The 21635-nt window shown below is 68.7% G+C and carries 17 protein-coding genes; 7 read left to right on the top strand and 10 right to left on the bottom strand.

Annotated elements, in window-relative coordinates; translation table 11 throughout:
• Positions 1 to 102 precede the first annotated feature (102 nt).
• Together JMF97_RS23645 and JMF97_RS23640 are read left to right on the top strand one after the other, a co-directional pair.
• Positions 103 to 1311, top strand: coding sequence for a sensor histidine kinase (locus JMF97_RS23645; protein WP_203223510.1), 1209 nt, complete (start codon positions 103 to 105; stop codon positions 1309 to 1311).
• The gene (locus JMF97_RS23640; RefSeq protein ID WP_203223509.1) at positions 1308 to 1988 is read left to right on the top strand and encodes a response regulator; all 681 of its coding nucleotides are present in this window, start codon (positions 1308 to 1310) and stop codon (positions 1986 to 1988) included. The genes JMF97_RS23645 and JMF97_RS23640 overlap by 4 nt, the downstream gene beginning before the upstream one ends.
• Here the strand turns inward: JMF97_RS23640 and JMF97_RS23635 are convergent.
• The 3 genes from JMF97_RS23635 to JMF97_RS23625 form a co-directional block, all read right to left on the bottom strand.
• Complete coding sequence (locus tag JMF97_RS23635; protein ID WP_203223508.1) at positions 1972 to 3108, bottom strand: Gfo/Idh/MocA family protein; 1137 nt, start codon at positions 3106 to 3108, stop codon at positions 1972 to 1974. The genes JMF97_RS23640 and JMF97_RS23635 overlap by 17 nt on opposite strands.
• Entirely contained in the window at positions 3078 to 3788 is a 711-nt protein-coding gene (locus JMF97_RS23630; RefSeq protein WP_203223507.1) for a ThuA domain-containing protein, read from the bottom strand. The genes JMF97_RS23635 and JMF97_RS23630 overlap by 31 nt, the downstream gene beginning before the upstream one ends.
• A 265-nt stretch (positions 3789 to 4053) precedes the next feature.
• On the bottom strand, positions 4054 to 4752 hold the full coding sequence (locus tag JMF97_RS23625) for an alpha/beta fold hydrolase (protein ID WP_203223506.1): 699 nt from the start codon (positions 4750 to 4752) through the stop codon (positions 4054 to 4056).
• 468 nt (positions 4753 to 5220) lie between these two features.
• Here JMF97_RS23625 and JMF97_RS23620 point away from each other — a divergent pair, with 468 nt between their 5' ends.
• Entirely contained in the window at positions 5221 to 5454 is a 234-nt protein-coding gene (locus JMF97_RS23620; protein WP_307817082.1) for an ATP-binding protein, read from the top strand.
• 107 nt (positions 5455 to 5561) lie between these two features.
• Here JMF97_RS23620 and JMF97_RS23615 read toward each other — a convergent pair whose 3' ends face one another.
• Positions 5562 to 6026 carry a hypothetical protein gene (locus JMF97_RS23615; RefSeq protein WP_203223505.1) on the bottom strand — a complete coding sequence of 155 codons (465 nt, stop codon included), beginning with the start codon at positions 6024 to 6026 and terminating at the stop codon, positions 5562 to 5564.
• 474 nt (positions 6027 to 6500) lie between these two features.
• Between JMF97_RS23615 and JMF97_RS23610 the strand changes: the two genes are divergently transcribed.
• Entirely contained in the window at positions 6501 to 8159 is a 1659-nt protein-coding gene (locus JMF97_RS23610) for a family 43 glycosylhydrolase (RefSeq protein ID WP_203223504.1), read from the top strand.
• Positions 8160 to 8263: 104 nt separating this feature from the next.
• On the opposite strand, the gene JMF97_RS23605 is transcribed toward JMF97_RS23610, so the two are convergent.
• Positions 8264 to 11164, bottom strand: coding sequence for an immunoglobulin-like domain-containing protein (locus tag JMF97_RS23605; protein WP_203223503.1), 2901 nt, complete (start codon positions 11162 to 11164; stop codon positions 8264 to 8266).
• Between the two features lie 332 nt (positions 11165 to 11496).
• On the opposite strand from JMF97_RS23605, the gene JMF97_RS23600 reads away from it, so the two are divergent.
• Positions 11497 to 12816 (top strand): serine/threonine-protein kinase, encoded by a 1320-nt coding sequence (locus JMF97_RS23600; RefSeq protein WP_238360014.1) that lies wholly within the window; start codon positions 11497 to 11499, stop codon positions 12814 to 12816.
• Here the strand turns inward: JMF97_RS23600 and JMF97_RS23595 are convergent.
• On the bottom strand, positions 12755 to 13411 hold the full coding sequence (locus JMF97_RS23595) for a hypothetical protein (protein ID WP_307817080.1): 657 nt from the start codon (positions 13409 to 13411) through the stop codon (positions 12755 to 12757). The two genes, JMF97_RS23600 and JMF97_RS23595, sit on opposite strands and share 62 nt — an antisense overlap.
• Positions 13412 to 13773: 362 nt before the next feature.
• On the opposite strand from JMF97_RS23595, the gene JMF97_RS23590 reads away from it, so the two are divergent.
• Positions 13774 to 15909, top strand: coding sequence for an N-6 DNA methylase (locus JMF97_RS23590; protein ID WP_307817078.1), 2136 nt, complete (start codon positions 13774 to 13776; stop codon positions 15907 to 15909).
• A 103-nt stretch (positions 15910 to 16012) separates the two neighbouring features.
• Here the strand turns inward: JMF97_RS23590 and JMF97_RS23585 are convergent, their stop codons facing one another.
• From JMF97_RS23585 to JMF97_RS23570, 4 genes are all read right to left on the bottom strand, one after another.
• Positions 16013 to 17248: an RCC1 domain-containing protein gene (locus JMF97_RS23585; protein WP_203223502.1), complete on the bottom strand. Its 1236-nt coding sequence runs from the start codon at positions 17246 to 17248 to the stop codon at positions 16013 to 16015.
• A gap of 407 nt (positions 17249 to 17655) precedes the next feature.
• Positions 17656 to 18477 carry an alpha/beta fold hydrolase gene (locus tag JMF97_RS23580; RefSeq protein ID WP_203223501.1) on the bottom strand — a complete coding sequence of 274 codons (822 nt, stop codon included), beginning with the start codon at positions 18475 to 18477 and terminating at the stop codon, positions 17656 to 17658.
• A gap of 16 nt (positions 18478 to 18493) precedes the next feature.
• Positions 18494 to 19057, bottom strand: a complete 564-nt coding sequence (locus JMF97_RS23575) for a DJ-1/PfpI family protein (RefSeq protein WP_102657526.1) — start codon at positions 19055 to 19057, stop codon at positions 18494 to 18496.
• An 88-nt stretch (positions 19058 to 19145) separates the two neighbouring features.
• Positions 19146 to 19889 (bottom strand): GntR family transcriptional regulator, encoded by a 744-nt coding sequence (locus JMF97_RS23570; RefSeq protein ID WP_013733248.1) that lies wholly within the window; start codon positions 19887 to 19889, stop codon positions 19146 to 19148.
• Between the two features lie 322 nt (positions 19890 to 20211).
• Between JMF97_RS23570 and JMF97_RS23565 the strand changes: the two genes are divergently transcribed.
• Entirely contained in the window at positions 20212 to 21627 is a 1416-nt protein-coding gene (locus JMF97_RS23565; RefSeq protein ID WP_238360012.1) for a sugar ABC transporter substrate-binding protein, read from the top strand.
• Positions 21628 to 21635 lie beyond the last annotated feature (8 nt).

The raw sequence follows: 21635 nt of genomic DNA, 5'->3' as shown, positions 1-21635 counted from the left end.
CAGGTGGGCGTAGCCGGTTCGGGGCTTGCTACGCCGGTCGTCGTAGCCGGTCGCGCGGTTGTGCGCAGTGATGACCATGCGTGCCGGCGGTAGGTTCACGGAATGGAACACCGAGCCGGGTCGCGTCCCCTGCGGATGGTGGCGCATGACGTGGTGCTCGCGCTCTTCGTCACCGTGATGCAGGTGCAGGGCACGGTCGCCAAGGTCGCCGTCGAGGGTGCGCCACGGCCGCTCACCGACTTCGGGAACCTCGGATACGCGCTGCTGGTGGTCAGTGGTCTGGTCCTGGTCGTGCGCCGCCGGTGGCCGGTGGCCGTGTTCGTCACCGCGGCGCTGGCCAGCCTGGTGTACTACGGTCTCGACTTCCCGGACGCGCCCGGGTGGCTGGGGTTGTTCGTCGCCCTGTACACGCTGGCCGCCTATGGTGACGGACGTCGGTCGTTGGTGATCACCGGTGTGGGTGTCACGGTGCTCGCCGTCGGGTGGTTGGTCGCGGCGGCGGACATCGAGCCGCGGGCCGCCATCGGGTGGGTGTTCTTCCGCATCGGCGCGTCGGTGATGAGCGCGGCGCTCGGTGAATCCGTCCGGTCCCGGCGGGTCATCGCCGCCGACGCCCAGCGGCGTGCGGAGCTGGCCGAACGCAGCCGTGAGGAGGCAGCGCGGGCGCGGGTCGACGCCGAGCGGCTGCGGATCGCCCGGGAGGTGCACGACACCGTGGCGCACGCCATCGCCATCATCAACGTCCAGTCCGGAGTCACCGCGCACGTGTTGGACAAGAGACCGGAGCAGGCCCGGGAGGCGTTGCGGGCCATCGAGCTGACCAGCGCCCGGGCGCTGCGGGAGATGCGGACCATTCTCGGCGTACTGCGTGACGACCACGACGGTCGGGTGCCGCAGGCGGGCCTGGAGCAGGTCGACGAGCTTGCCGCCAAGGCCCGCGAGGCCGGACTCGACGTCACGGTCGAGGCGGCCTCACCCGTTTCGTCGTTGCCGAGCGCGGTGGACAGTGCCGCCTACCGCATCCTTCAGGAGGCGTTCACCAACGTGATCCGTCATGTCGGTCCGACGCGGGTGACGGTCGTGTTGAGCGCCGAGGTCGACGCCCTGGAGGTTCGGGTGACCGACGAGGGCCGCCGCACCCCTCCGCCGGGTGACGGTACGGACATGGCGGCCGAGCCTGGGCGCGGGATCGTGGGCATGCGTGAGCGTTGCCAGCTGCTCGGCGGGGAACTCGACGCCGCGCCGACGCCGCGCGGAGGTTTCGAGGTCCGGGCCCGGCTGCCCCTCGCACCGGACGGGTCACGCCGGTGAACACGGCAGAGTCGCAGATCAAGGTGCTGCTCGCCGACGACGAGAAGCTGGTGCGTTCCGGGTTCAAGCTGCTGCTCGACCTGGAGGACGACATCACCGTGGTCGGTGAGGCGACGAACGGCGCCGAAGCCGTGGAGGCTGCCCGCCGCGCCCGCCCGGACGTCGTCGTGATGGACATCCGGATGCCGAAGCTGGACGGTATCGGGGCCACGACCCAGATCAGCCGGATGCGTGGGCTGGAGCGGGTACGGATCCTCATCCTCACCACCTACGACACCGACGCCAACGTCTTCGACGCTCTACAGGCCGGTGCCAGTGGCTTCCTGCTCAAGGACGCCGGACCGGCCGAACTCCTGCACGCCATCCGGGTGGTCGCCGCAGGGGAGGCGCTGCTCGCACCACGGATCACCCGACGTCTCATCGGCCAGTTCACGGCACGGCGAACGGCCGCCGACTCGGGCCGGGAGCGGCTCGCGGTGCTCACCGACCGGGAACGGGAGGTGCTGGCGCTGGTGGGGCGGGGTCTGAACAACGACGAGATCGGTGGCGAGTTGTTCCTCAGCCCGGCGACCGCGCGTACCCATGTCAGCCGGGCGATGGCGAAGCTGGGTGCCCGTGACCGGGCCCAACTTGTCGTCATCGCCTACCAGACCGGGCTGGTCAGCCCCGACATGTGACCGCCTGTCGACGTTCGGGGGCGGAGAGCCAGTCCTCGGTCGGGGTGAGCGGGACGGGTGTGGGGCGCTCGACCGTCGTCGTCAGTTCGATCCGTCGGCCCTCGGTGGCCGACCGGAGCACGGCGGTCATGATGTCGAGTACGTGCAGCGCCATGTCACCGCTGGCCCGTGGTGGGCGTGTCTCGTCGGCCCGGATCAGGTCGATCAGGCCGACCCCTCGGGAGCCGGCGACGTAGCCGGCCTGCGGTGCGAGGGCACGCCACTCGGGGTCGCCGAGCGCGCGACGGCGGACGGTGCCGTCGAAGTTGTTGGGATCGGGTACGGCGAGGGTGCCGGCATCCCCGTGCACCTCGATCGGTGCGGCTGTCGTGGCGACGCCGTCGAAGCTGGTCGTGAGCGTGGTCAGGACACCGCCGACGTGTTCCAGCACCCCTGTCACGTGGGTCGGCACCTCGACCGGGATCCGCTGCCCGAGGCGGGGGCCCGAGCCGATGGTCCGGGAGTCACGCAGTTGGCTGGCGGCCCCGATCACCGCCCGGACCGGCCCGAGCAGGTGGACCAGCGCCGAGATGTAGTAGGGCCCCATGTCCAGCAGTGGGCCGCCGCCGGGGGCGTAGTAGAAGTCGGGATGCGGGTGCCAGCGCTCGTGTCCGGGGGTGACCATGACGGCCGATGCGGCAAGTGGGCGGCCGATCAGTCCAGCGTCGATCGCCGCTCGGGCGGTCTGCGTACCGGTGCCCAGGACGGTGTCCGGCGCGCACCCGATGCGTACGCCGGCCGACGCCGCCCGGTCGATGATCGACCGGCCCTGCGGGAAGGTGGCGGTGAGGGGTTTCTCGACGAAGACGTTGCGGCCGGCGTCGATCGCCGCGCCCGAGACCTCGGCGTGCGCCGCCGGGATGGTCAGGTTGAGCACCGTCGTCACGTCGGGGTGGTGGAGCAGCCGCTCGACACTGAGCGCCTCGGCGTCGGGAATCGTGGCGGCGGCAGCGACGGCCCGCGCCGCGTCGATGTCGGCCACCGCGACGATGCGCACGGCGGGATGGTCGGCGAGGGTGCTGAGGTACGCGCGGGAGATGAACCCGAGACCTACGATGCCGACGCCGTGCGGGTCGCCCACACCATTCCCCTTTCGATGACGGCCCGCACGCACGGGTGTTCCAGCACGTCGAGGCTGTGTCCGGGGGTGGTCACGACGATCCGCCCGGCGCCCCAGTGTCGGGTCCAGATCGCCGGTGAGGTGACCGGCCGGTGCCACGGCTGCCATTCCCGGGTCGGGTGGGTGGTGGTGGCCAGGACGTCGATCAGGTCGTCGTGCAGCACCCAGTACTGCTCGGTGACCAGGTCGAAGTCCTCGATCCCGGCGGTGATCGGGTGCTGCCGCCCCTGGTCGGTGATGGTGATCGAGTGGGGCAGAAAGGCGTCCTGTTCTCCGCCGCGCCGATCGCACGGCGGGACGCTCGGATGGGTGGCGAACTGGCCGCCCACCAGGTGCAGGTAGTCCGAGCAGGCGCGGAAGGAGTCGACGATGCCGCCGTGCCAGCCGGTGAACCCCGTTCCGGCGGCGACCGCCGCGGCCAGGCCGGCCACCTGGTCGCCGGTGATCTGCGACATCGTCATGCACTGCACGATGAGGTCGGTGTCGGCCAGTGCGGTGGCGTCGGCGTAGATCTCCGTCGACCCCTCCACCCGTACCGTGTATCCGTTGCCTTCGAGGAACGGGATGAACAGGTCCGTCGCCTCGACCGGCCGGTGTCCCTCCCAGCCGCCTCGGACCACCAGGGCTCTGCGCCGCGTCACACCCGCTCCTTCCCCGCTGCATCGCTGTCGCCCGGCCGACGCCCCGCGCCGTCCGGCCATCGACAACCGTACCCGCCGCCTCTGACGGCGCTACCCCGTACGGTGGTGGCGCCTTGCGGGGGCCGCGGTGGCGTCGTCGGCGCCTTGGAGGCCGCCGAGTCCCGCGACGAAGAGCCCGGGCGTGACGGACATGCGGTCGCACTCCGAGCTGCTCGGGGCCGGCGCACGTCGCGTGTGAGCCGGCCCGGGGTGACGTGGTCCGGGGTCAGCCGGCGTGCTGTGCGGCGGTCACGATGACGTCGGCGACGACGGCGGGCTGCGTCATGAACACGGCGTGGCTGGCCGGGACGTTGGTGATCTCGGCGCCGATGCGCTTGGCCATGTGCTGCAGCATCGCCTGGTCGAAGGCCTTGTCGTCGGTGGCGATGACGGCCCAGCTCGGCTTGTCGCGCCAGGCGGCGTGCTTGACCGGCGTCCCGAAGGCCGACATGTTGATCGGCACCTGCGTGTCGCGGAGGAAGGCGGCGTCGGCATCGCTGGCGTCGGCGGCGAAGCCGGCCTGGAACGTGTCGTGGTTGAGGAAGCCGTAGCCGTCGTTGCCGACGTCGATGATGAAGTCGGGCGTCGGGGCGAATCCCTCGTACTGCATGGTGGTGTTCTCGCCGGCGTCGGGTGCCAGTGCCGAGACGTAGACGAGTCCGGCGACCGTCGGGTGTAGGCCCGCTTCGGTGATGACGGTGCCACCCCAGGAGTGGGCGACGAGGATCGTCGGGCCGTCCTGCAGGTCGAGCACGCGGGTGGTCGCGGCGACGTCGTCCTCCAGTGAGGTGAGCGGGTTCTGCACGATCGTGACCCGGTAGCCGCGGGCCGTGAGGTTGTCGTACACGCCCCGCCAGCCGGAGCCGTCGGCGAACGCGCCGTGCACCAGTACGACGTTCTTGATTTCCTGCCCGGTGGTGTTCATGAGGTTTGTCCTTTCGTTGCCGCGCCGGCGTGGCTGGAACGGATCGGGTGAGTCGGCGATCGTGGCGGGCCGCGGCGCTGGTGAACCGTCGACGTCCCGGCCGGCTCCATGCTCGGCCGGCACAGGTCGACGTCGAATCAGTCATTTGCCTGCCGATCCGGCGGGGCGGCTGCCCGTGGGAAGCGCGGTCACGGGCCGCGGCAGCCCCGACCGCCCCTGCCCGGCAATGACAACAGGCCGGACACCGCACCGTCGATGGTCGGTCGCTTGTAGGTCATTCGACCGATGTCGCCGCCCCGCCGCGGACCGACCGGTGGGTGGTGGGTCGCCTTGCGCCGCAGACCTGACGACGGTGCGGCCGCCACGAGAGGGTGGTTGCGCCTGAACACCGAAGAGAGATCATCACGCATGCTCGACGCCTCGCCCGAGGGCGACGGACCCCGTCGACGGTTTCCACTCCGCAACTGCGTGGGTCGTGATCGGGAACTGGTGGCGCTTCGCAGCGCGGTGTCCCGGCCGCCGGCGATCGTGCTGGTGGAGGGCGAGGCGGGGATCGGGAAGAGCCGGCTGCTGCGGGAGTGGCTGGCCGCGCCGGATGAGCGCAGCGCCCTGGTGTCGGTGTGCCCGCCGCTTCGCGAGTCGCTGACGTTGGGGCAGATCGTCGACGCGTTCCGTGGGATCGACCGGGATCCGCGCCTGTGAGGTAGCCGTCCAGGGTCGCCAGTAGGGGTCAGGGCCTCCGCGGAACGGTTCCGCCGTGGAGGCCCTGACCCGCGACCGTGTGCGGGTCTGGGCGGTCACCGGGTCGGTCAGTCGTTGCTGGGGCTGGAGATCCCTCGTGTCGCGAACGACGCTGCCACCTCGTCGAAGATCCGCGCGGCACGCTCCGGTTGCGCGGCGGCGTCCGACAGCGGCAGTTGCACCTGGGGGTCGTATCCGGGTAGGCCCGTGGCCGTCTGAACAGCTGCGCCGAGGTGGTACATCGCCGTGACGACCGCGCGCGCCTCGGCGCCCCGGTACCAGTACGGCACCGTGATCGCCGCCTCTGCGGCGTAGTAGGTGACCTGGATGCCCGTCGGGTCATGGGTCAACTCGTAGTTGTGGGTCCCCTCGAAGACGGACACCTCACCGAGCAGCTGCCGTGCTGCCGCCAGCAGTCGGGCCCACGCGTCGTCGCTGGGACGCTCGTCGCTGTCGGTCTCCCCTGCGGTGTCGAGCACGTCGTCCCAGGACTGGTCGTCGCCGCGGGGCACGAAGATCAGATCGTAGCTCATGACGGAGGACCGTATCCCCGCCTGTCTGCCCGTGGTGGACTGTCGGCGTGGCGGGCATGACCGGGCAGACGCGCCGCAATCGCCACAAAGGTCAACACCCCACTCAGATGACATTGACGCTCTTGACATTCTCCAGATTGCATAGTTAACATTGCCGAAATCTTGTTAACGCTAACAGCTCGTCTAATCCGAGGAAACAGCATCGGATACTACCGAGCACAATGCTCGCGCACCCGCGAACCGGCCCTGCGGGATCCCTCTCGATTACCTTTGAAGGTCGCCTCACCACCGACTAGTCACACCACAGGCCGGTCAACCAGAAAATCGGACTCTTCCGCTCGCTGTTAGCGCTAACTCCATCGAACGGAAGGTTGGGGAATCATGGCTGACGAAAGGGCCGGGAAGCGACGTCGAGGCATAGCGGCTATTGGCCTCGCTCTCGCGGTAGGCGTAGGGATAGGCCAACTGACACCGGTGGCGCCGGCAGCAGCGGAAAAGCCCGAGAAGCCGGGGGCGCAGGGCGTCGGGCCCAGGACGCAGCTCGCCAAGGTGCCGCTGAGCGGCGTCGACATGACACAGACGTACGTGAACCCGATCAACCTGCCGGGGATGGCGGTACGCAACATCGTCGGGACGATGCCGCCCACGGACGCGAATGTCGCAAACACCTCGCAGATTCCCGCCAGCTTGAACCTGCCGACGTGGACGGCTGCGTCCGGACGCACCCTGTCGAGCCGATCCAGCGTCGGATTCACCAGGATCTCGGAGAACTCAGCGCGCACCGGGGCGGACTGGTCCGCGGTGAACGTCGACGGGACCATCTACCTCTACGCCTCCGGCGCCATGCAGAACGCGCCGAACAACAACCGCACCGTCTGGTCCACCACCGACTACCTGACCTGGACGCCGCACGAGATGAACCTGGGTCTCGTGGCGCCCACGGTCGTGCAGGTCGGCGACACCTTCTACATGGCCGGCAACAACACGCCGGTCTACCGAGCGGACTCCCCCACCGGCCCGTGGACCAGCATGGGCAGCTTCCTGCGCCCCAACGGCCAGGTCCTGAGCGTCGGTGACGTGCAGTTCTTCCTCGACACCGACGGCCGGCTGTACCTGACGTACAACATCGGCTCGCCGATCATGGGTGCCGAACTGGACCCGAACAACCCTCGCCAGCTCATCAGCGACCCGGTGGTGCTCTGGACCTTCGACCCACGCCAGGAGTGGCAGCACATCGGCGACAACAAGGCCACCTACACGCACGGGTACGTGGAGGGTTCGCAGCTGTTCAAGCTCGGCGACACGTACTACCTGCAGGTCGCGTCCGGCGGGACGGAGTTCACCACGTACGCGACAGGGGTCATGACGTCGGACCGGCCGCTGTCCGGGTTCAAGGAGACGCAGCGCAACCCGATCGGCGCCGGGAACAACCACCCCAGCTCGGTGTATCCGAACGCCGGGCACGGCAGCTTCGTGGTCGACGACTCCGGCAACCTGGTGTTCTTCTACACCTACGTCATCGCCTACGAGGAGTTCTTCGAGCGACGCCTGGGGATGGACGTCTGCACCGTGATCCCCAACGGCCCGCAGCAGGGGGCGATCGACTGCGAGTTGTCCAACACGCCGCAGCTGGCCCCGGGCAGGAAGATCTCGGGCCGCGACGACGTCGGGCTCTACAATGTGGCCACCAACAGCCAGGCGTACTGGTCGAGCAGCTACGCGCCCGGGCGCAACCCGTACTACGGCAGCGACCGGTCGCTGTCGACCTGGTGGGAGCCGGCCGACAACGACAACGCGCCCACCTACATCCGGGGTTTCGGCACGGTGTTCCACATCTCCGCAGCCCAGATCCAGTGGAAGGAACTCGGGCGTACGTTCACCAAGGACAACGCCGTGCAGTACACCCTGGAGTACAAGGACATCCCCACCAACACGTGGCGGACGCTCGTCGACCGGAGCACGAACACCACCGCGTACACGGCTGACTACGTCACCTTCGACCGAGTGCTGACCAACGCGGTCCGGCTGAAGATCCTGGGTACGACCGAGAACGTGAAGGTCGGCGTCCACGAGCTCAACGTGTTCGGGGAGAACTACCACCTGGTCGCCTCCAAGGGGATGCTCACCCCGTAATCCGGTCACCCGGGGGCGGTACGTAAAGGGAGCGGGCGAGATCGGTTGATCTCGCCCGCTCCTTCCGGTGGCGGATCAGCGCCGCCTCGGCGTACCTGTGCCGGTTACCGCACCGTCAGGTTCTGGTAGGTGTCGGCGTGGCCCTGGTAGGTCGGGTTGCCGGAGTAGGCGACGTGGACCCGGTAATTCCCGCGCTTCAGACCGGCGGTCTGGAGCGTGACGACGGCCTTGCCGTCGACAAGTGCCACCACCTGCTCGGTGCCGCCGAAGGTGACCGTGACCTCACCGGTCGGGGTCGACGCGTCCTTCTTCGGCCCACCCTTCGGCTCGACCGACACGTTCAACGTGAACGTGTCGCCCCGGACCACCGACGCCGGCGCGGCCTTCGCGTGGACCTTGACGGCCTTCACGCCGGCCGGCACCTGCACCGACGCCGTACCCTCCGACGCCTTCAGGTAGTCGACGCCGAGGTACTCGGCCTTGACCGACCGGGTGCCCGCAGGCAGCCCCGTCGGCAGCGCGACCGTGGCCGCGCCGTCGGTCAGGTAGGCGACCTCCGACCACGAGCCGACGCTGAACCGCACCTGACCGCCGGTCTCGAACCCGTCGGCCGCGGTGACCGTGGCGGTGGCCGTGGTCGTCTGGGCCCCGCTCGCGTACGGCTCGACCGACACCTCGGTGGTGGTCGTGACGTCGCTGTTCGGGATCCCGCGGATGTCGTTCCACTCGCGCAGGGTCAGCGGAATCACCGTGCCGTGACGCGGCCGGACGACACCGGCGTTGGTCATCGTGATCGGCTTGGCGTTCCAGGTCGGCGCCTCGATGTCCTCGTGGCAGGCGGCCTGGTAGCCACCACCGTTGGTGTACCGGTCACCCCAGAGGTAGAACTGGCCGGAACAGGCGGTGTCACCGGGGTTGGCCTTGAAGATGACCGGCCCCTCGTAGCCCTGGTTGGCGACCCACGTCGTACGTCCCAGCGCCGGAGCGAGCAGGGTCCAGTTGTTGATGTTGCTGTCCAGGAAGTCGGTGTGCTTCTCCGAGAAGATGTCCGAGCCCTGGTTGCCGGCCTCGTTCTTGGTCACCCGGTAGTAGTGGTCACCGACCTTGATGGCGGTCGTGTCGATCCGCGACAGCGGGGCCGGGTCCTGCCAGACCTGGGGAGCGGAGAACGTCTGGAAGTCGCGCGTCGTGGCGTACCACATCTGCGCGTTGCCCTGACCCGTACGGTTCACCGGGTTGTTCCACAGCGACTGCGCCCAGAAGACGACGTAGGCGCCGATCTCGTCGACCCACAACGACTCGGGGGCGAAGGCGTTGCCCGCGTCGTCGGGGGCGACCTTCACGTGCCGCTGCGGAGTCCAGTTGACCAGGTCGTGCGACTCGAACACCTCGATGTACTGGGTGTCGTTGATCGCGTAACCGCCCTGGTCGTACCAGTTCAGGTCGGTGGCGATCATGTAGAACGTGTCGCCGTCGGGCGAGCGGACGATGTGCGGGTCACGAAGGCCCTGGTCGCCCAGCTGGGAGATGAGCGACGGCCGGCCCCCGGTCAGACCGGTCCAGTCCAGCGCGGTGTTGCCGTTGGAGGTGGCGAACATGATCTGCTCACCGTCGGCGATCCCCTCGCCCTTGAAGTACCCCATGAAGTACCGCTCGTACTCCTCGGAGCGGGGCATGGCGGTGATGGTCACCGGGAACGACTTGGTCTTCGACGCCGACCCCTTGGTGATGGTCGCGGTCAGGGTGGCCTCGACATTCGCACGGCCGAAGGCGGGACGGGTCACCTCACCGGTGCCGGTGACGAGGTCGGTGGTCGATGTCCAGGTGATCGTGGACCCGAACTCGCCGGTCGCCGGGAGGTTGATGTTCCCGCGTACGTCGTCGGTGGCGTACAGGGTCAGGTCGAGCGTGTCACGGTCGACCGCCTGCGCGTTGTCGAACTCGGCCTTCACCACGACAGGGATGTCCCGCGTGGCGACCTCCGTAGCGCCCTTGCGGACCGTCGCGGTGAGGAAGGCTGTCGCGTCGGGCTGACCCTGCGCGGGTCGGGTGATCCGGCCGGTCACCGGCACCTTGCGGGCGCTGTTGAGCGCCGGCGGGGTGTAGACCGCGACGACAGACGGGTCCGAACTCGTCCAGGTGATGGCCGAGCCCGCCGCGGAGCCCACCTTGGGCAGCACGATGTCGCGTACGATCGCGCTGGTCAGCCCGAGGTCGATGGCGGCGGCGTCCGCGCGGACGCCGTCGGAGACGGTCCGCTGCGCCAGGGCGAGCGTCTCGTCGGCGCTCACCGCCCGGTCGTAGATGCGGAAGTCCCGGATCGTGCCGCGGAACGAGTAGTGGCCCGAGTTCTGCGAGCGGGCGAGGAAGTTGCAGGTGGTCCCCGCGGCGTTCACCGACGGCGGCGTGGTCAGGTTCGTCTGCGTCGCGTGCAGCACGCCGTCGAGGTAGAGCCGACCGGTCCAGCTGGTGCCGTTCGGGTTCAGCGACTGGGTGTACGTGACGTGCGTCCACGCCCCCTCGGTCATCCGGACCCGGTTCTGCTGCAGGTTCGCCGAGCCCACCGCGACACGGAAGCGCTGGGTGTTCGACGCGAAGATGGCGCCCTGGCCGCCGGTGTCGACGTCACACGACCCGGACTTCGCGCCGAAGCTCCACATCTGGTGCTCGCCGACGTTCGCCGGGTCGATCCACACGTCGTAGTCGACGGTGAGGTTCGACATGCCGGCGGTGAGGTTGTTCGGCAGCTTCACGTACGCGCCTTCGAGGGCGCCCTCGTACGAGTCGGGATTGAACCTGACTCCGTTCCCGGTCAACGTCGCCTTCTGCGGATTGACGAGCGTGGCGTTCGCCGCCGAGCCGGCGCTACCGGAGTTGACGAGCGTCGTTCCGCTTGTCTCGTCGAGGGCGAAGCGGTGCACCAGGCCCTCGTTGAGCTGGTCGTCGGCCGCGTACGAGGGGGTGGCCGCGAACGAGGTCGAGAGAAGCGCACCCAGGGCAAGCACCGCGATGGTTCTGCCCTTGCGATTCAGCCTGGGACGTGACCTTGGCTGTCTCGATCTCAATGGGTCCTCCTTCGTGGTGGTGGACTCTCTGGAGTGGACGAGAGTGATGTTGTTAACGCTAACTTCGGCGTACTGCCAGGTCAACGAGACGCTGCGTGACGGCCGAGGCTCGTGAATCCGGGTCAGCGGTCGTCCGGCGTCATCGCGCTCGACCGGGCTCACGCCGAGCCGCCCGATCGGCCTGAGTACGGCCCCATTGCATGTTCACGGCCCAGCACGTACGCGTGAGCTGGGCTGCACGTGGTGACGGGGGCTGTCAGGTCGCGGTCGAGATGACCGCTATGCTGGGCTTCGTGGTGCCCGGCACGAGCCTCAAAGATCGCTACCGGCTGGGCCGGTTTCCCTTGGCACACAAGGGAATGGGCGAGGTCTGGTCCGCACATGACGCTCTGCTCGACCGCCCTGTCATCGTGAAGTTCGTCAGTCCGGCCATGTCGGACCGGGACGTCGTACGCCGATTCCGCCGCGAGGCGTTGCTGACCGCTCGACTCGACCACCCCGGCGTGCCGGCCGTCTACGACCTGGGCGAGCACGCCGGCCAGCCCTACGTGGTGCTTCAGAAGATCGACGGGATCACGCTCACGGATCTGCTGGCGGAGCAGGGTCCCCTGCCGATCTCATGGGTGGCTGCCATCGGCGCACAGGTCAGCAGCGTTCTCCTCGCGGCACAGCAGATCCACCTGGTGCATCGCGACATCAAGCCGAGCAACATCATGCTGGACACCCATGGCGCGGCGAAGGTGCTCGACTTCGGCTTGGCGGTGATCCGCGACGACGAACGCTATTCGAAGATCACGCAGACCGGGCAGAGCATGGGCACGGTCGGCTACATGTCGCCCGAGCAGATCCTCGGCGAGCACACCGACCACCGCACCGACCTGTACGGACTGGGAGCCACCCTCTTCGACCTGCTCACCGGCCATCCACCATTCGACGGCGTCACCACGATGACCACTGTGCGCCATCAGATCGCCGATCCCCCGCCACGCCCCACCCAGCGGCGACCGGACATTCCCCGTGCGGTCGACGATCTGGTGCACTCGCTCCTGGCGGTCGATCCCGACGAGCGCCCGGACACCGCTGCGGAGGTCTACGCGCTCCTGGCACCACTTGCCCGCGAGTTGCCACCGATACCCGGCGTCCTGACCGACACCGTCGAGGCGGTGCAGGCGTACGCCGCGATCGTGGGACGAGTACCCCGCCCGGCCCTGCTCACGTCACCGACGACGAGCGCCCTCGCGGCGTCCGACCTGGAGCAGTCCCTCGAAGATGCTGAACACCTGCACGCGGCAGGCGAATTCCGTGCCGCCGCACGACGGTGGCGGCACCTGGCCACGCAGCACGAACAGTTGCACGGCGAGAACCATCCCCTGGTCTTCGACCTCCGGCTCCGGGCCGCCCGAGCGCACATACCGCTCGGCGAGCCTGGCCGCGCCTCGCGCCAGCTCGACGCTTTGTTGCAGGAGCGCCTGCGTGCGGCCGGGCCGGAGGATGCCGTGGTGCTGGAGCTGCGCCGAGAGATCGCACACCTCATGGCGCAGCGGCAGAGGTTGCCGCGCTCCCGGTCAGACGGACCAGCCGCGGATCGCTGAACGCCGGCGGCAGCAGCACCGCCTTCTGCTCAGGGAAGCGACCGGGGTCGCAGCGGAAGATCCGGGCACAGTTCTGCCCACGCGTCTCGGTGGCCAGTGCACGCCCGGCCAGTGACGAGTACATGCTGCTGTGCTTCAGCCAGGCCGCTTCCTCACCGTGGCGGTCGAAGCCACGGCCGCTGGCCGCGTGCCCGAACACGTCGTGCACCGCACGGAACATGTCGTTCTCGCCGTCGCTGAGATACGGATGGGCATTGCCGCTGGCTGCGCTGGCCCACACCATCAACCGGCGCTGCCGGACGTCGTCGACCATCGCCGCCACGTTCGGATATGGGTCGACGTCGACGATGTGCACCGATATGCCGAGGCCTCCGAACTCCGCCCGGCCGATCAGGAAGTGGTACTGCTGCACTGTTTCGCGGCAGAACGCGGCGTACGCGGGATAGGCCCGCTCGTCCCGGCTCGGGGCCGCCATGTAGGCGTCGGCGATAGCCGCGCCGACGACGGGGTCAAGGCGCACTCGCCGGTACACATGAGCGGCCGGGGTGCGTGCTTCCTTGCAGTACCGCGCCACGCCCTCGCTGACGTAGGCCACTGGCGGAAAGCACGAAGACGAGACAGTGGACGCCGCGGATGCGAGCAAGGGTGCTCATGGTCCTCCTTCAGTCGGTGGGATGGGCTAGGTGCTGGTCAGCGAACTGACGAGGGTGGCTGCGGCTCGCGCACCGCGCGGTCGACGCCCCGCGTCGGGTGCTGCTCACGACGAAGCAGATCACCCAGGATCCGAATTTCGGACCGCCGACGGTCCTGGTGGACCTTCGCGAACTTTCCGATGGTGGTGCTGTGTCCACGGCGGGGCATGACTCCTCCAGAAGGCTCTGAACTTCAGATCGCCCACGGACCATACCTCGCTGTGAACTCGATACACAAGAATTCTCGATGTGCTAACGTTCACGCGTGACCCCTGAGTCGAGCGCGACCGCCAACGCGGCAACACTGACCGCCAGCGGCATCGCGCGACTGGCCAATGTGGGCCGAGCGGCGGTCAGCAACTGGCGACGCCGGTACGCCGACTTCCCAACTCCCGTCGGCGGCACCCCGACCAGCCCATCGTTCGACGCACAGGAGGTCGAGCACTGGCTACGCCGCCATGGTCGACTGCACCAGACCAGCATCGAACAACAGGCCTGGCGGCACATCGAGAGCTACCAGCCCGCCGCGCACATCAGCGACGTCCTCGGCATCGTCGGCGCCCACCTCCTCGCCCGAGCAGCACGGCCCGATGACTCCGGCGACAACCCGCCGACCCCGCGACAGCTCGTCGCTCGCCTCCGCGCGCTCGACGCCACGCTGGCCACGATGGTCTCCGACGTGTTGCCGAGGCAGTGGACCGCGCAGCTCACCGCGCTCCTGCGCTCGGCCGACCAACTCAGCTCGGCACGTGGCGCCGAGTCCGCCTTCGAATACCTGCACAGCCAGTACGTGAGCTCCGCCCAATCGGTGTCCGGACTCGCCGGCACACCGGAGAGCGTGGCTGACGTGATGGTGACTGTCGCCGGCGTCGGCACCCACACCTTCGACTTCACCAGCGGCACAGGGTCGATCCTGCGCATGGCCGCCGACCGGGCGCTACGAACCGGTGCCACCACCCGATGCTTCGCCCAGGAGATCAACCCTCAGTACGCCCTGATCACGTCGTTGCGGCTATGGTTCGTGCACCTGCGGGCCCAGCAGGCCGGACATCGCACCCCACCGCCGGTCGTGCACGTCGGCGACAGCCTGCTCGCCGACGCCCTGCCCGACCTACGCGCCGACCTCGTCGTCGCGAACTTCCCCTTCGGCATCCACGACTGGGGACACGACCGCCTCGCCTACGACCCCCGCTGGGCCTACGGCCTACCCCCACGCACCGAACCCGAACTCGCCTGGGTGCAACACGCCCTGGCGCACCTCTCCCCCAACGGCACCGCCGTCGTGCTCATGCCCCCCGCTACCGCGTCACGTCCCGCCGGCCGACGCATACGTGCCGAGCTGATCCGTCGTCACGCGCTACGCGCGATCATCGCCCTGCCCGCCGGACTGATGCCGCCGACGAACATCGGACTGCACATCTGGGTCCTCACCCAACCCGATCCACAGCACCCGCACGTCGGCGAACTCCTCTTCGTCGACGCCACCGCCAGCACCGGTGAAGACCTCACCGACACCATCGGCGCCGCCTGGGCCGCCTACCAATCCCACCACTACGCGCAAGCACCCGGCGTCCACCGCACCATCGCCGCCATCGATCTACTCGATGACGAAGTCGACCTGACACCGCAGCGTCACGTACCACAACCCACCGAACTCACCGCCGAACCGGCGCGGATCATCGCCAACCTCAGCGACTTCGACCACCTGCTCGAACAGCTACGACACAGCCTGCCCGCCGTACACCAGACAGACACCGCGCCGCTGCGCCAAGCCCCACACGCCGACATTGCCGACCTCATCCGATCCGGCAGCATCTCCGTGCACCGGACCGCGACCCGCAGACGAGCCGCCAACGCCACCGTCAATACGCGCGTACTGACCGCCGCCGACATCATGTCCGGCGGCCCCGCCACCGGCTACACCGTCCGCGCCACAGACGAACCCCCAGGACCCCGAGTACGCGCCGATGACATCCTCATCTCCGTCATCGGCCACAGAATCAACGCCCGAGTCGCCACCTCAGAACAGCTCGATGCCGAACTCGGGCCAGGCACTCAACTGATCCGCGTCGACACCACCCGCTTCGACCCGTGGTTCATCGCCGGCGTCATCTCCCGCACCGACAACCTCCGCATCGCCGGCAGGGCAGCCAGCACCATCAACGGCGCCGCTCGCATCGACATCAAACGACTCACCATTCCCGTGATGCCGCTGAGCCAACAGCAGGACTACGGACAAGCCTTCCGTAAACTCGCCGAATTCCGGACCGCCCTCGACCGGATAACAGGATCCGGCGCCGTCCTGGCACGGGACATCGTCGACGGCCTCACGACAGGCACTCTCGGCCTCACGCCGTCCGTCACTGCGCTACGAGCCACCGACACTGACGCGACTGGGTAACTCACGACCAACCACGCCCAAGACAACGGGGATGCCGTCGGTCCGCGCCGCTGCCGATGGGCGGCGGCGCGGGCCGACGGCTCAGGTCACCCGCCGATGCGGGTCAGGCCGGCAGGACCACCTGTCCCGGGGTCGTCCGGCCGGTGGTGGTGCCGTCACCGAGTTGCCCGAGGAAGTTGTCGCCCCAGCACCACAGGGTTCCGTCGGTGCGGGCCGCGCAGCCGTGGTGCGACACCGCCAGACTTCCCGTCCAGGTCGTCGCGGTGCCGACCCGGGTCGGGGCCGACCGGTGGGTGGTGGTGCCGTCACCGACCTGCCCATAGGTGTTCCTGCCCCAGCACCACAGGCTGCCGTCGGTACGGGCCGCGCAGGACGAGTCGATGCTCGTCTCGACCCGCGCCCAGGTGGTGGCGGTACCGATCTGCAGTGGCGTGGTCTGGTAGCCGCTGCCCCCGCCCACCTGGCCGTACCCGTTCTCGCCCCAGCACCACAGGGTCCCGTCGGTGCGGACCGCACAGGTGTGGACGTACCCGGTCGTCACTGCGGACCACGTGGTCGCGGTGCCCACCTGGGTCGGGGTCGTCTTGTAACTCAGGATGCCGAGACCGAGCTGCCCGTCGGAACTGCTGCCCCAGCACCACAGGGTTCCGTCGGTGCGGACGGCACAGCTGTGCGCGTACCCGGTGGCGACCCTCGCCCAGGTGGTCGCCGTGCCAACCTGCAGGGGGGTGGACGACATCAGGGGGGTCATACCGACGCCGAGCTGGGTGTGAGTGTTCAGGCCCCAGCACCACAGGGTGCCGGTGGTCCGGACCGCGCAGGTGTGGTTGTTGCTGGTGCTGACGCTGGCCCAGGTGGTGGCGTCGCCGATCCGGACCGGAGTGGTCCGGCTCGTGGTGGTCCCGTCCCCGAGCTGCCCGTTGTTGTTGGCACCCCAGCACCACAGCGTTCCGTCCGTGCGCACCGCGCAGGTGTTGCTCCTACCGGCGTCGACCTGCGCCCAGGTGGTGGCGTCGCCGATCCGGACCGGAGTGGTCCGGCTCGTGGTGGTCCCGTCGCCGAGCTGGCCGTTGAAGTTGTTGCCCCAGCACCAGAGCGTCCCGTCGGTGCGGGTCACACAGGTGTGCAGATCACCCGTGGCGACCTGGGACACCGCCGCGGCGTCGACCGAGACGCTCGACGTGCCCCGGTCGGCGAGGCTGCCGCCCGCCGCGGCCGCGCCCGCCGTAAGGCCGACGGCGAGCACGGTGATTCCCACGACGGCCGTCGCCGCGGCAACGGCGGTTCGGGCTGCCCGCCGCCACCGTGTCCGCAGCCGGCCCTCCTGATGTTCCTTCACGTCTTGTTCTCCCAAGGCATCGTCGGTTGTGCAGAGTGGAGGCGGCGCTGCCTCGGTAGGTCGTCAGCGACCTGTCACTTCATATCGATCAGCACGGTTGGCAAACGCGACGAACTCGATCCCGAATTACGGATACGGTTCGGCGGCATGGCTCGTCGGCATGCTGCGAGTGCGATCGACTGACCGTGGCAGGCGGGTCGTTGCCCAGACGTCCCATGCCCTCAGCCGATACAAGAGGGTCGGGTGTTCCCGCGCGGCTGGCTCGCAGCAATCTTGCCGCAAACCAAAGACAACCGTCAATGTTGCTGCGCCCCAACCTCGAAGGACCACCCGATGACTGACCTGTTCGACCTCGCCGCCCTCCACCACCCGAATACGAATCGGAAGCCAGGGGCCTACCGCAGTGATTAGTGACAGTGGTCCGGGCGGAGGAAGCAGGACAGCAGGTGCCTGAACTCGTCCGGATGCTCGATCGCCGGCACGTGCCCGCATCGGCCGAACACGTGCAGACGGACATCGGGCAGGTGTGCGAGGAGCGGCTGGGCTGCTGTCGCGAGCGGGGTGACCCGGTCCTCGGCGCCGTGTACGAGCAGCACGGGCGCGCGGATCGCGGCCAGCGTCTGCGCCGGGAGGGTGAGGTCGTCGGCCCATCGTGCCCGGGGTGGCGGGAACAGCGAGGCGAATGCCTCCGCCCCCGCTCGCATGGCGGCGGCGCGGGCGTCGACGGCCGCATCGGTCACGAGCGCCTGGTCGAGGACGAGGCGACTCAGCATGTCTCGTGCGCCGAGCTCGCCGGCGGGGGCGGCCCAGATCGCGTCGAGGTCGGCGGAGAGCGGTGCCCCGGGGGCGCCCATCGTCGCGACCGCCACGACCCGGGTGACCTGCCGGGGGCGGGCGGCCGCCAGTGCCAGCGCCACGGCGCCGCCCATGGAGTGACCCACCACGGCGTAGTGCTCGATGCCGAGGGCGTCCATGAGGCCTGCGGCCTGTTCCGTCCACAGCCGGAGCCCGCCCCTGGCGCCCGCCGGGACAGGTGTACGGCCGAATCCGGCCTGGTCAGGAGCGACAACGTGCCAGGTCGAGCCCAGCGCCTGCGCGGTGGCCGCCCAGGCTCCGGACCCGGTCGTGCCGGGTCCGGAGCCGTGCAGCATCAGCACCGCAGGCCCGGTACCGCTCTCCATGAGGTGGACGGGAGAGTCGTCGACGGTGACGGTCCGATGCGGCGTCACCGGGAGATGCCAGTGCTCACGCGGGGTTGACGGACTTCGAGAAGACTTCCATCATGGCCCGGCCGAACTGCGGCATGTCGGGCCAGCCGCGGCAGGAGACGAGGTTGCCGTCGACGACGTCGGGAGCGTCGATGACCGTCGCGCCCGCGTTCTCCATGTCGCCGGTGATGGGTGGGAAGCAGGCGGTCTTCCGACCCTTCAGCAGCCCGTACACCGCTGGCACCTGGGCGCCGTGGCAGACCAGTGCGATGGGGAGGTTGCGGGCGAAGAAGTGTTCGGTGATGCGCCGGACGTCGGCGTCGACCCGGATCCACTCGGGGGCTCGTCCGCCGGGGATGATGAGGGCGTCGTAGCGTTCGACGTCGACCTCGGCCCAGGGCACGTCGACCGGCAGCTTCCGGCCGTTCTTCTCCACGTAGGCGTCGGAGTTGGGGTCGAACTCGTGGATGACCAGTTGGACGTCACGCATCGTCCGGGACGAGACGTCGACGTCCCAACCGCCTTCCTGCACGCGGTAGTAGGGGTACATGGTGTCAAGTTCTTCGGCGGCGTCGCCGGTCAGGAGCAGCGCTCTGGGCACCTGCTTCTCCTCGCATCTGGGGACGGGCGAGATAGATCCAATACGATCCGATCCGATCGGTTCAGCATTACCCGGCCCCGTCCGCCCGTCAAGCCTCTACCGCCACCGGGTCCGTCTGCTCGAGTTCGTCGAACAGTCGTCGAAAACGCTCGCCGGAACGCAGGATGTGCCGGCGCATCGCGTAGGCGGCGGCGTCGGGGTCTCGTGCGGCGATCGCGGCCACGACGTCCTCGTGCTCGGCCATGGCCAGGTGGGTGACCTGGGCGTCGCGGTGCAGCCGGAAGAGGTGCACGTGGCTGTGCAGGCGGGCGAGCGTCTCGCGGATGACCTGGTTCTCCGCGCTCAGGGCGACGAGGTCGTGGAAGGCGGCGTCGCGTAGACCGAAGGCGCCGTAGGCCGCCGGCCCGTCTCCCCCCTCCAGTTCGGCCATCTCCCCCAGCATTCGTCGCAGGCCGGCCACCTGCGCCAACGTTGCGCGTTCGGCGGATCTGCGGGCCGCTGCCGGTTCGAGGAGCAGGCGGACCTCGAGCATGTCCTCGAACCGACTACGGGTGATCTGAGGGGGAATGCGGTAGCCGGCGTGGGGTACGCGTACGACCAGGCCCTCGGACTCCATGCGGTTCAGGGCGTCCCGGATCGGTGTCTGCGAGACTCCCAGCTCGCGGGCCAGGACGTCGATCGTGACCCGGGAGCCGGGCTCGATCCGCAGCGACATCAGCTGTCCGAGCAGCGTGTCGTACACCTCGTCGGCCAGCCGGCCGCCCGCTCTTCCCGACGATCCTCCGCCCGTCACGACCCTGCGGCCCCGCGCGATCATCGCTTCGTCGTCCATCGTGGCGTGAGGTCCTTCCTTGCGTTCTTCCGGAAGCCATTGACATCAGTTACACCGCTGCGACATGCTGACGCCCCACCGGATCGTATAGGAAACGTGGCGACTGATCGCCAGTGTGCACCCCGCAGGGCACCATCCACCACCGCCCTGCTCGATCACCTGAAGCTCCCCTCAGCATGCGCGACGCCGGTCCGCCGGTCGCCCTCGGGCGACGGCCCGGCGCCACGTGCGGAACAACCCAGCACCTGCTCGGCGAAGCACATAGCGAGGTTCTCGAAGTCCGAACCAGAAAGCAGGCAGGAAGATGCGGCATTCACAGCGAATGGATCGATTGTCCGCTCCCCGGCGGAAGGTGCAGCTGGCGACGGCGGCCCTGCTGCTGATGGCCACGACCGTGGCGGCGTGCGGCGATGGCGGGGACGAGGGCGCGACGGCGAGCGCGCCGAAGGCGCCGGCGACCATCCCGGAGCTCACCAAGGACCCGCTGACCCTCAGTTTCATCTGGTTCGACTGGCCGCCCGCCCAGGCCCTCGAAGACTTCGCGAACGCGGAGTACACAAAGGAACGGTCGAACGTCACCATCAAGGTCAACACCGTGCCGAACGCGAACTGGCACGACGCGATGTTCACCCAGTTCGCCGCGCGCAAGACCGACTTCGACATCGCGATCCTGGACTCGCAGCACATCGGCGAGGCCGTGACGAACGGCAACATCCTCGACATCACCGACTTCGTCAAGAACAACATCGACGTCGACGCCTACAACCCGTACCTGCTGGCGGCGTACGGCCAGTTCCCGCAGGCGGAGACCGGCCAGCGCGACGAGAACGCCAGCCTGTACGGGCTGCCGCTGCTCGGCGACACCTGGACGATGATCTACCGCAAGGACCTGATCGGCGACAAGCCGCCGCAGACCTGGGACGAGATGATCTCGGTCGCCGGGAAGTGTCAGGCGGACAACCCCGGCGTCAGCGGGCTGGCTTTCCACCAGGCCAACGGCTCCGACGCCGCGGCCGTCACCTACAACACGGTCAACGGTGTCTACGGCGGCAACCTCTGGGACCCCAAGACCCGCAAGATCGACGGCATTCTCAACGACGCCGCAGGCCATGAGGCGATGGACGTCCTGGTCAACAAGATGAAGCCGCTGACCGCAAGGGGCTCCGGCAACTGGTTCATCGACGAGGTGAACGCGGCGGTCGCCCAGGGCAAGGCCTGCATCGCGTTCAACTGGATCGCCGCGAGCGGCGGCCTGCTCGACCCGAAGGAGTCGACGCTCGGCACCACCCGCGAGCAGATCCTCGACAAGCTGGGTTTCGCCACCCTGCCGAGCCAGAAGACCAACCTTGTCCCGCTCGGCGGCATGGGGATGCACGTGTCGGCCTACTCCGCCGAGGCGAACCAGGTCGAGGCCCTGAACTTCATGAAGTGGTTCCAGCGGGCCGACGTCCAGAAGAAGTGGGCCGCGGCCGGTGGCGTTCCGTCGCGTACGGACGCGCTGGCCTCGCCCGAGTTCCTCAATGCCGGGCCGTTCAACCAGGTGTACGCCGACTCGGTGCCCCGGATGCGGGACATGTGGAACGTGCCCGAGTACGCGCGCCTGGTCGACATCGAGAACACGAACGTCAACGCGGCTCTCAACGGTGCGAAGAACCCGAAGGCCGCCCTCGACGACATCGCCAAGGAACAGCAGAGCGTGCTCGACTCCAGCAGCCGTAAGGGCGGCGGCGGACTGTGAGTGCCCCC

Source organism: Micromonospora fiedleri (genome assembly GCF_016774385.1).
GTDB lineage: Bacteria > Actinomycetota > Actinomycetes > Mycobacteriales > Micromonosporaceae > Micromonospora > Micromonospora gifhornensis.
The sequence above is the reverse complement of the archived record's forward strand: the minus strand, read 5'-3'. Positions and strand labels throughout refer to the sequence as shown.

What these genes read in the sequence shown, in the direction of transcription:
- JMF97_RS23645 (WP_203223510.1), top strand. Translation starts at nt 103, where the DNA reads ATGGAACACCGAGCCGGGTCGCGTCCCCTGCGGATGGTGGCGCATGAC.
- JMF97_RS23625 (WP_203223506.1), bottom strand. Translation starts at nt 4,752, where the DNA reads ATGAACACCACCGGGCAGGAAATCAAGAACGTCGTACTGGTGCACGGC.
- JMF97_RS23615 (WP_203223505.1), bottom strand. Translation starts at nt 6,026, where the DNA reads ATGAGCTACGATCTGATCTTCGTGCCCCGCGGCGACGACCAGTCCTGG.
- JMF97_RS23600 (WP_238360014.1), top strand. Translation starts at nt 11,497, where the DNA reads ATGACCGCTATGCTGGGCTTCGTGGTGCCCGGCACGAGCCTCAAAGAT.
- JMF97_RS23570 (WP_013733248.1), bottom strand. Translation starts at nt 19,889, where the DNA reads ATGGACGACGAAGCGATGATCGCGCGGGGCCGCAGGGTCGTGACGGGC.
- JMF97_RS23565 (WP_238360012.1), top strand. Translation starts at nt 20,212, where the DNA reads ATGGATCGATTGTCCGCTCCCCGGCGGAAGGTGCAGCTGGCGACGGCG.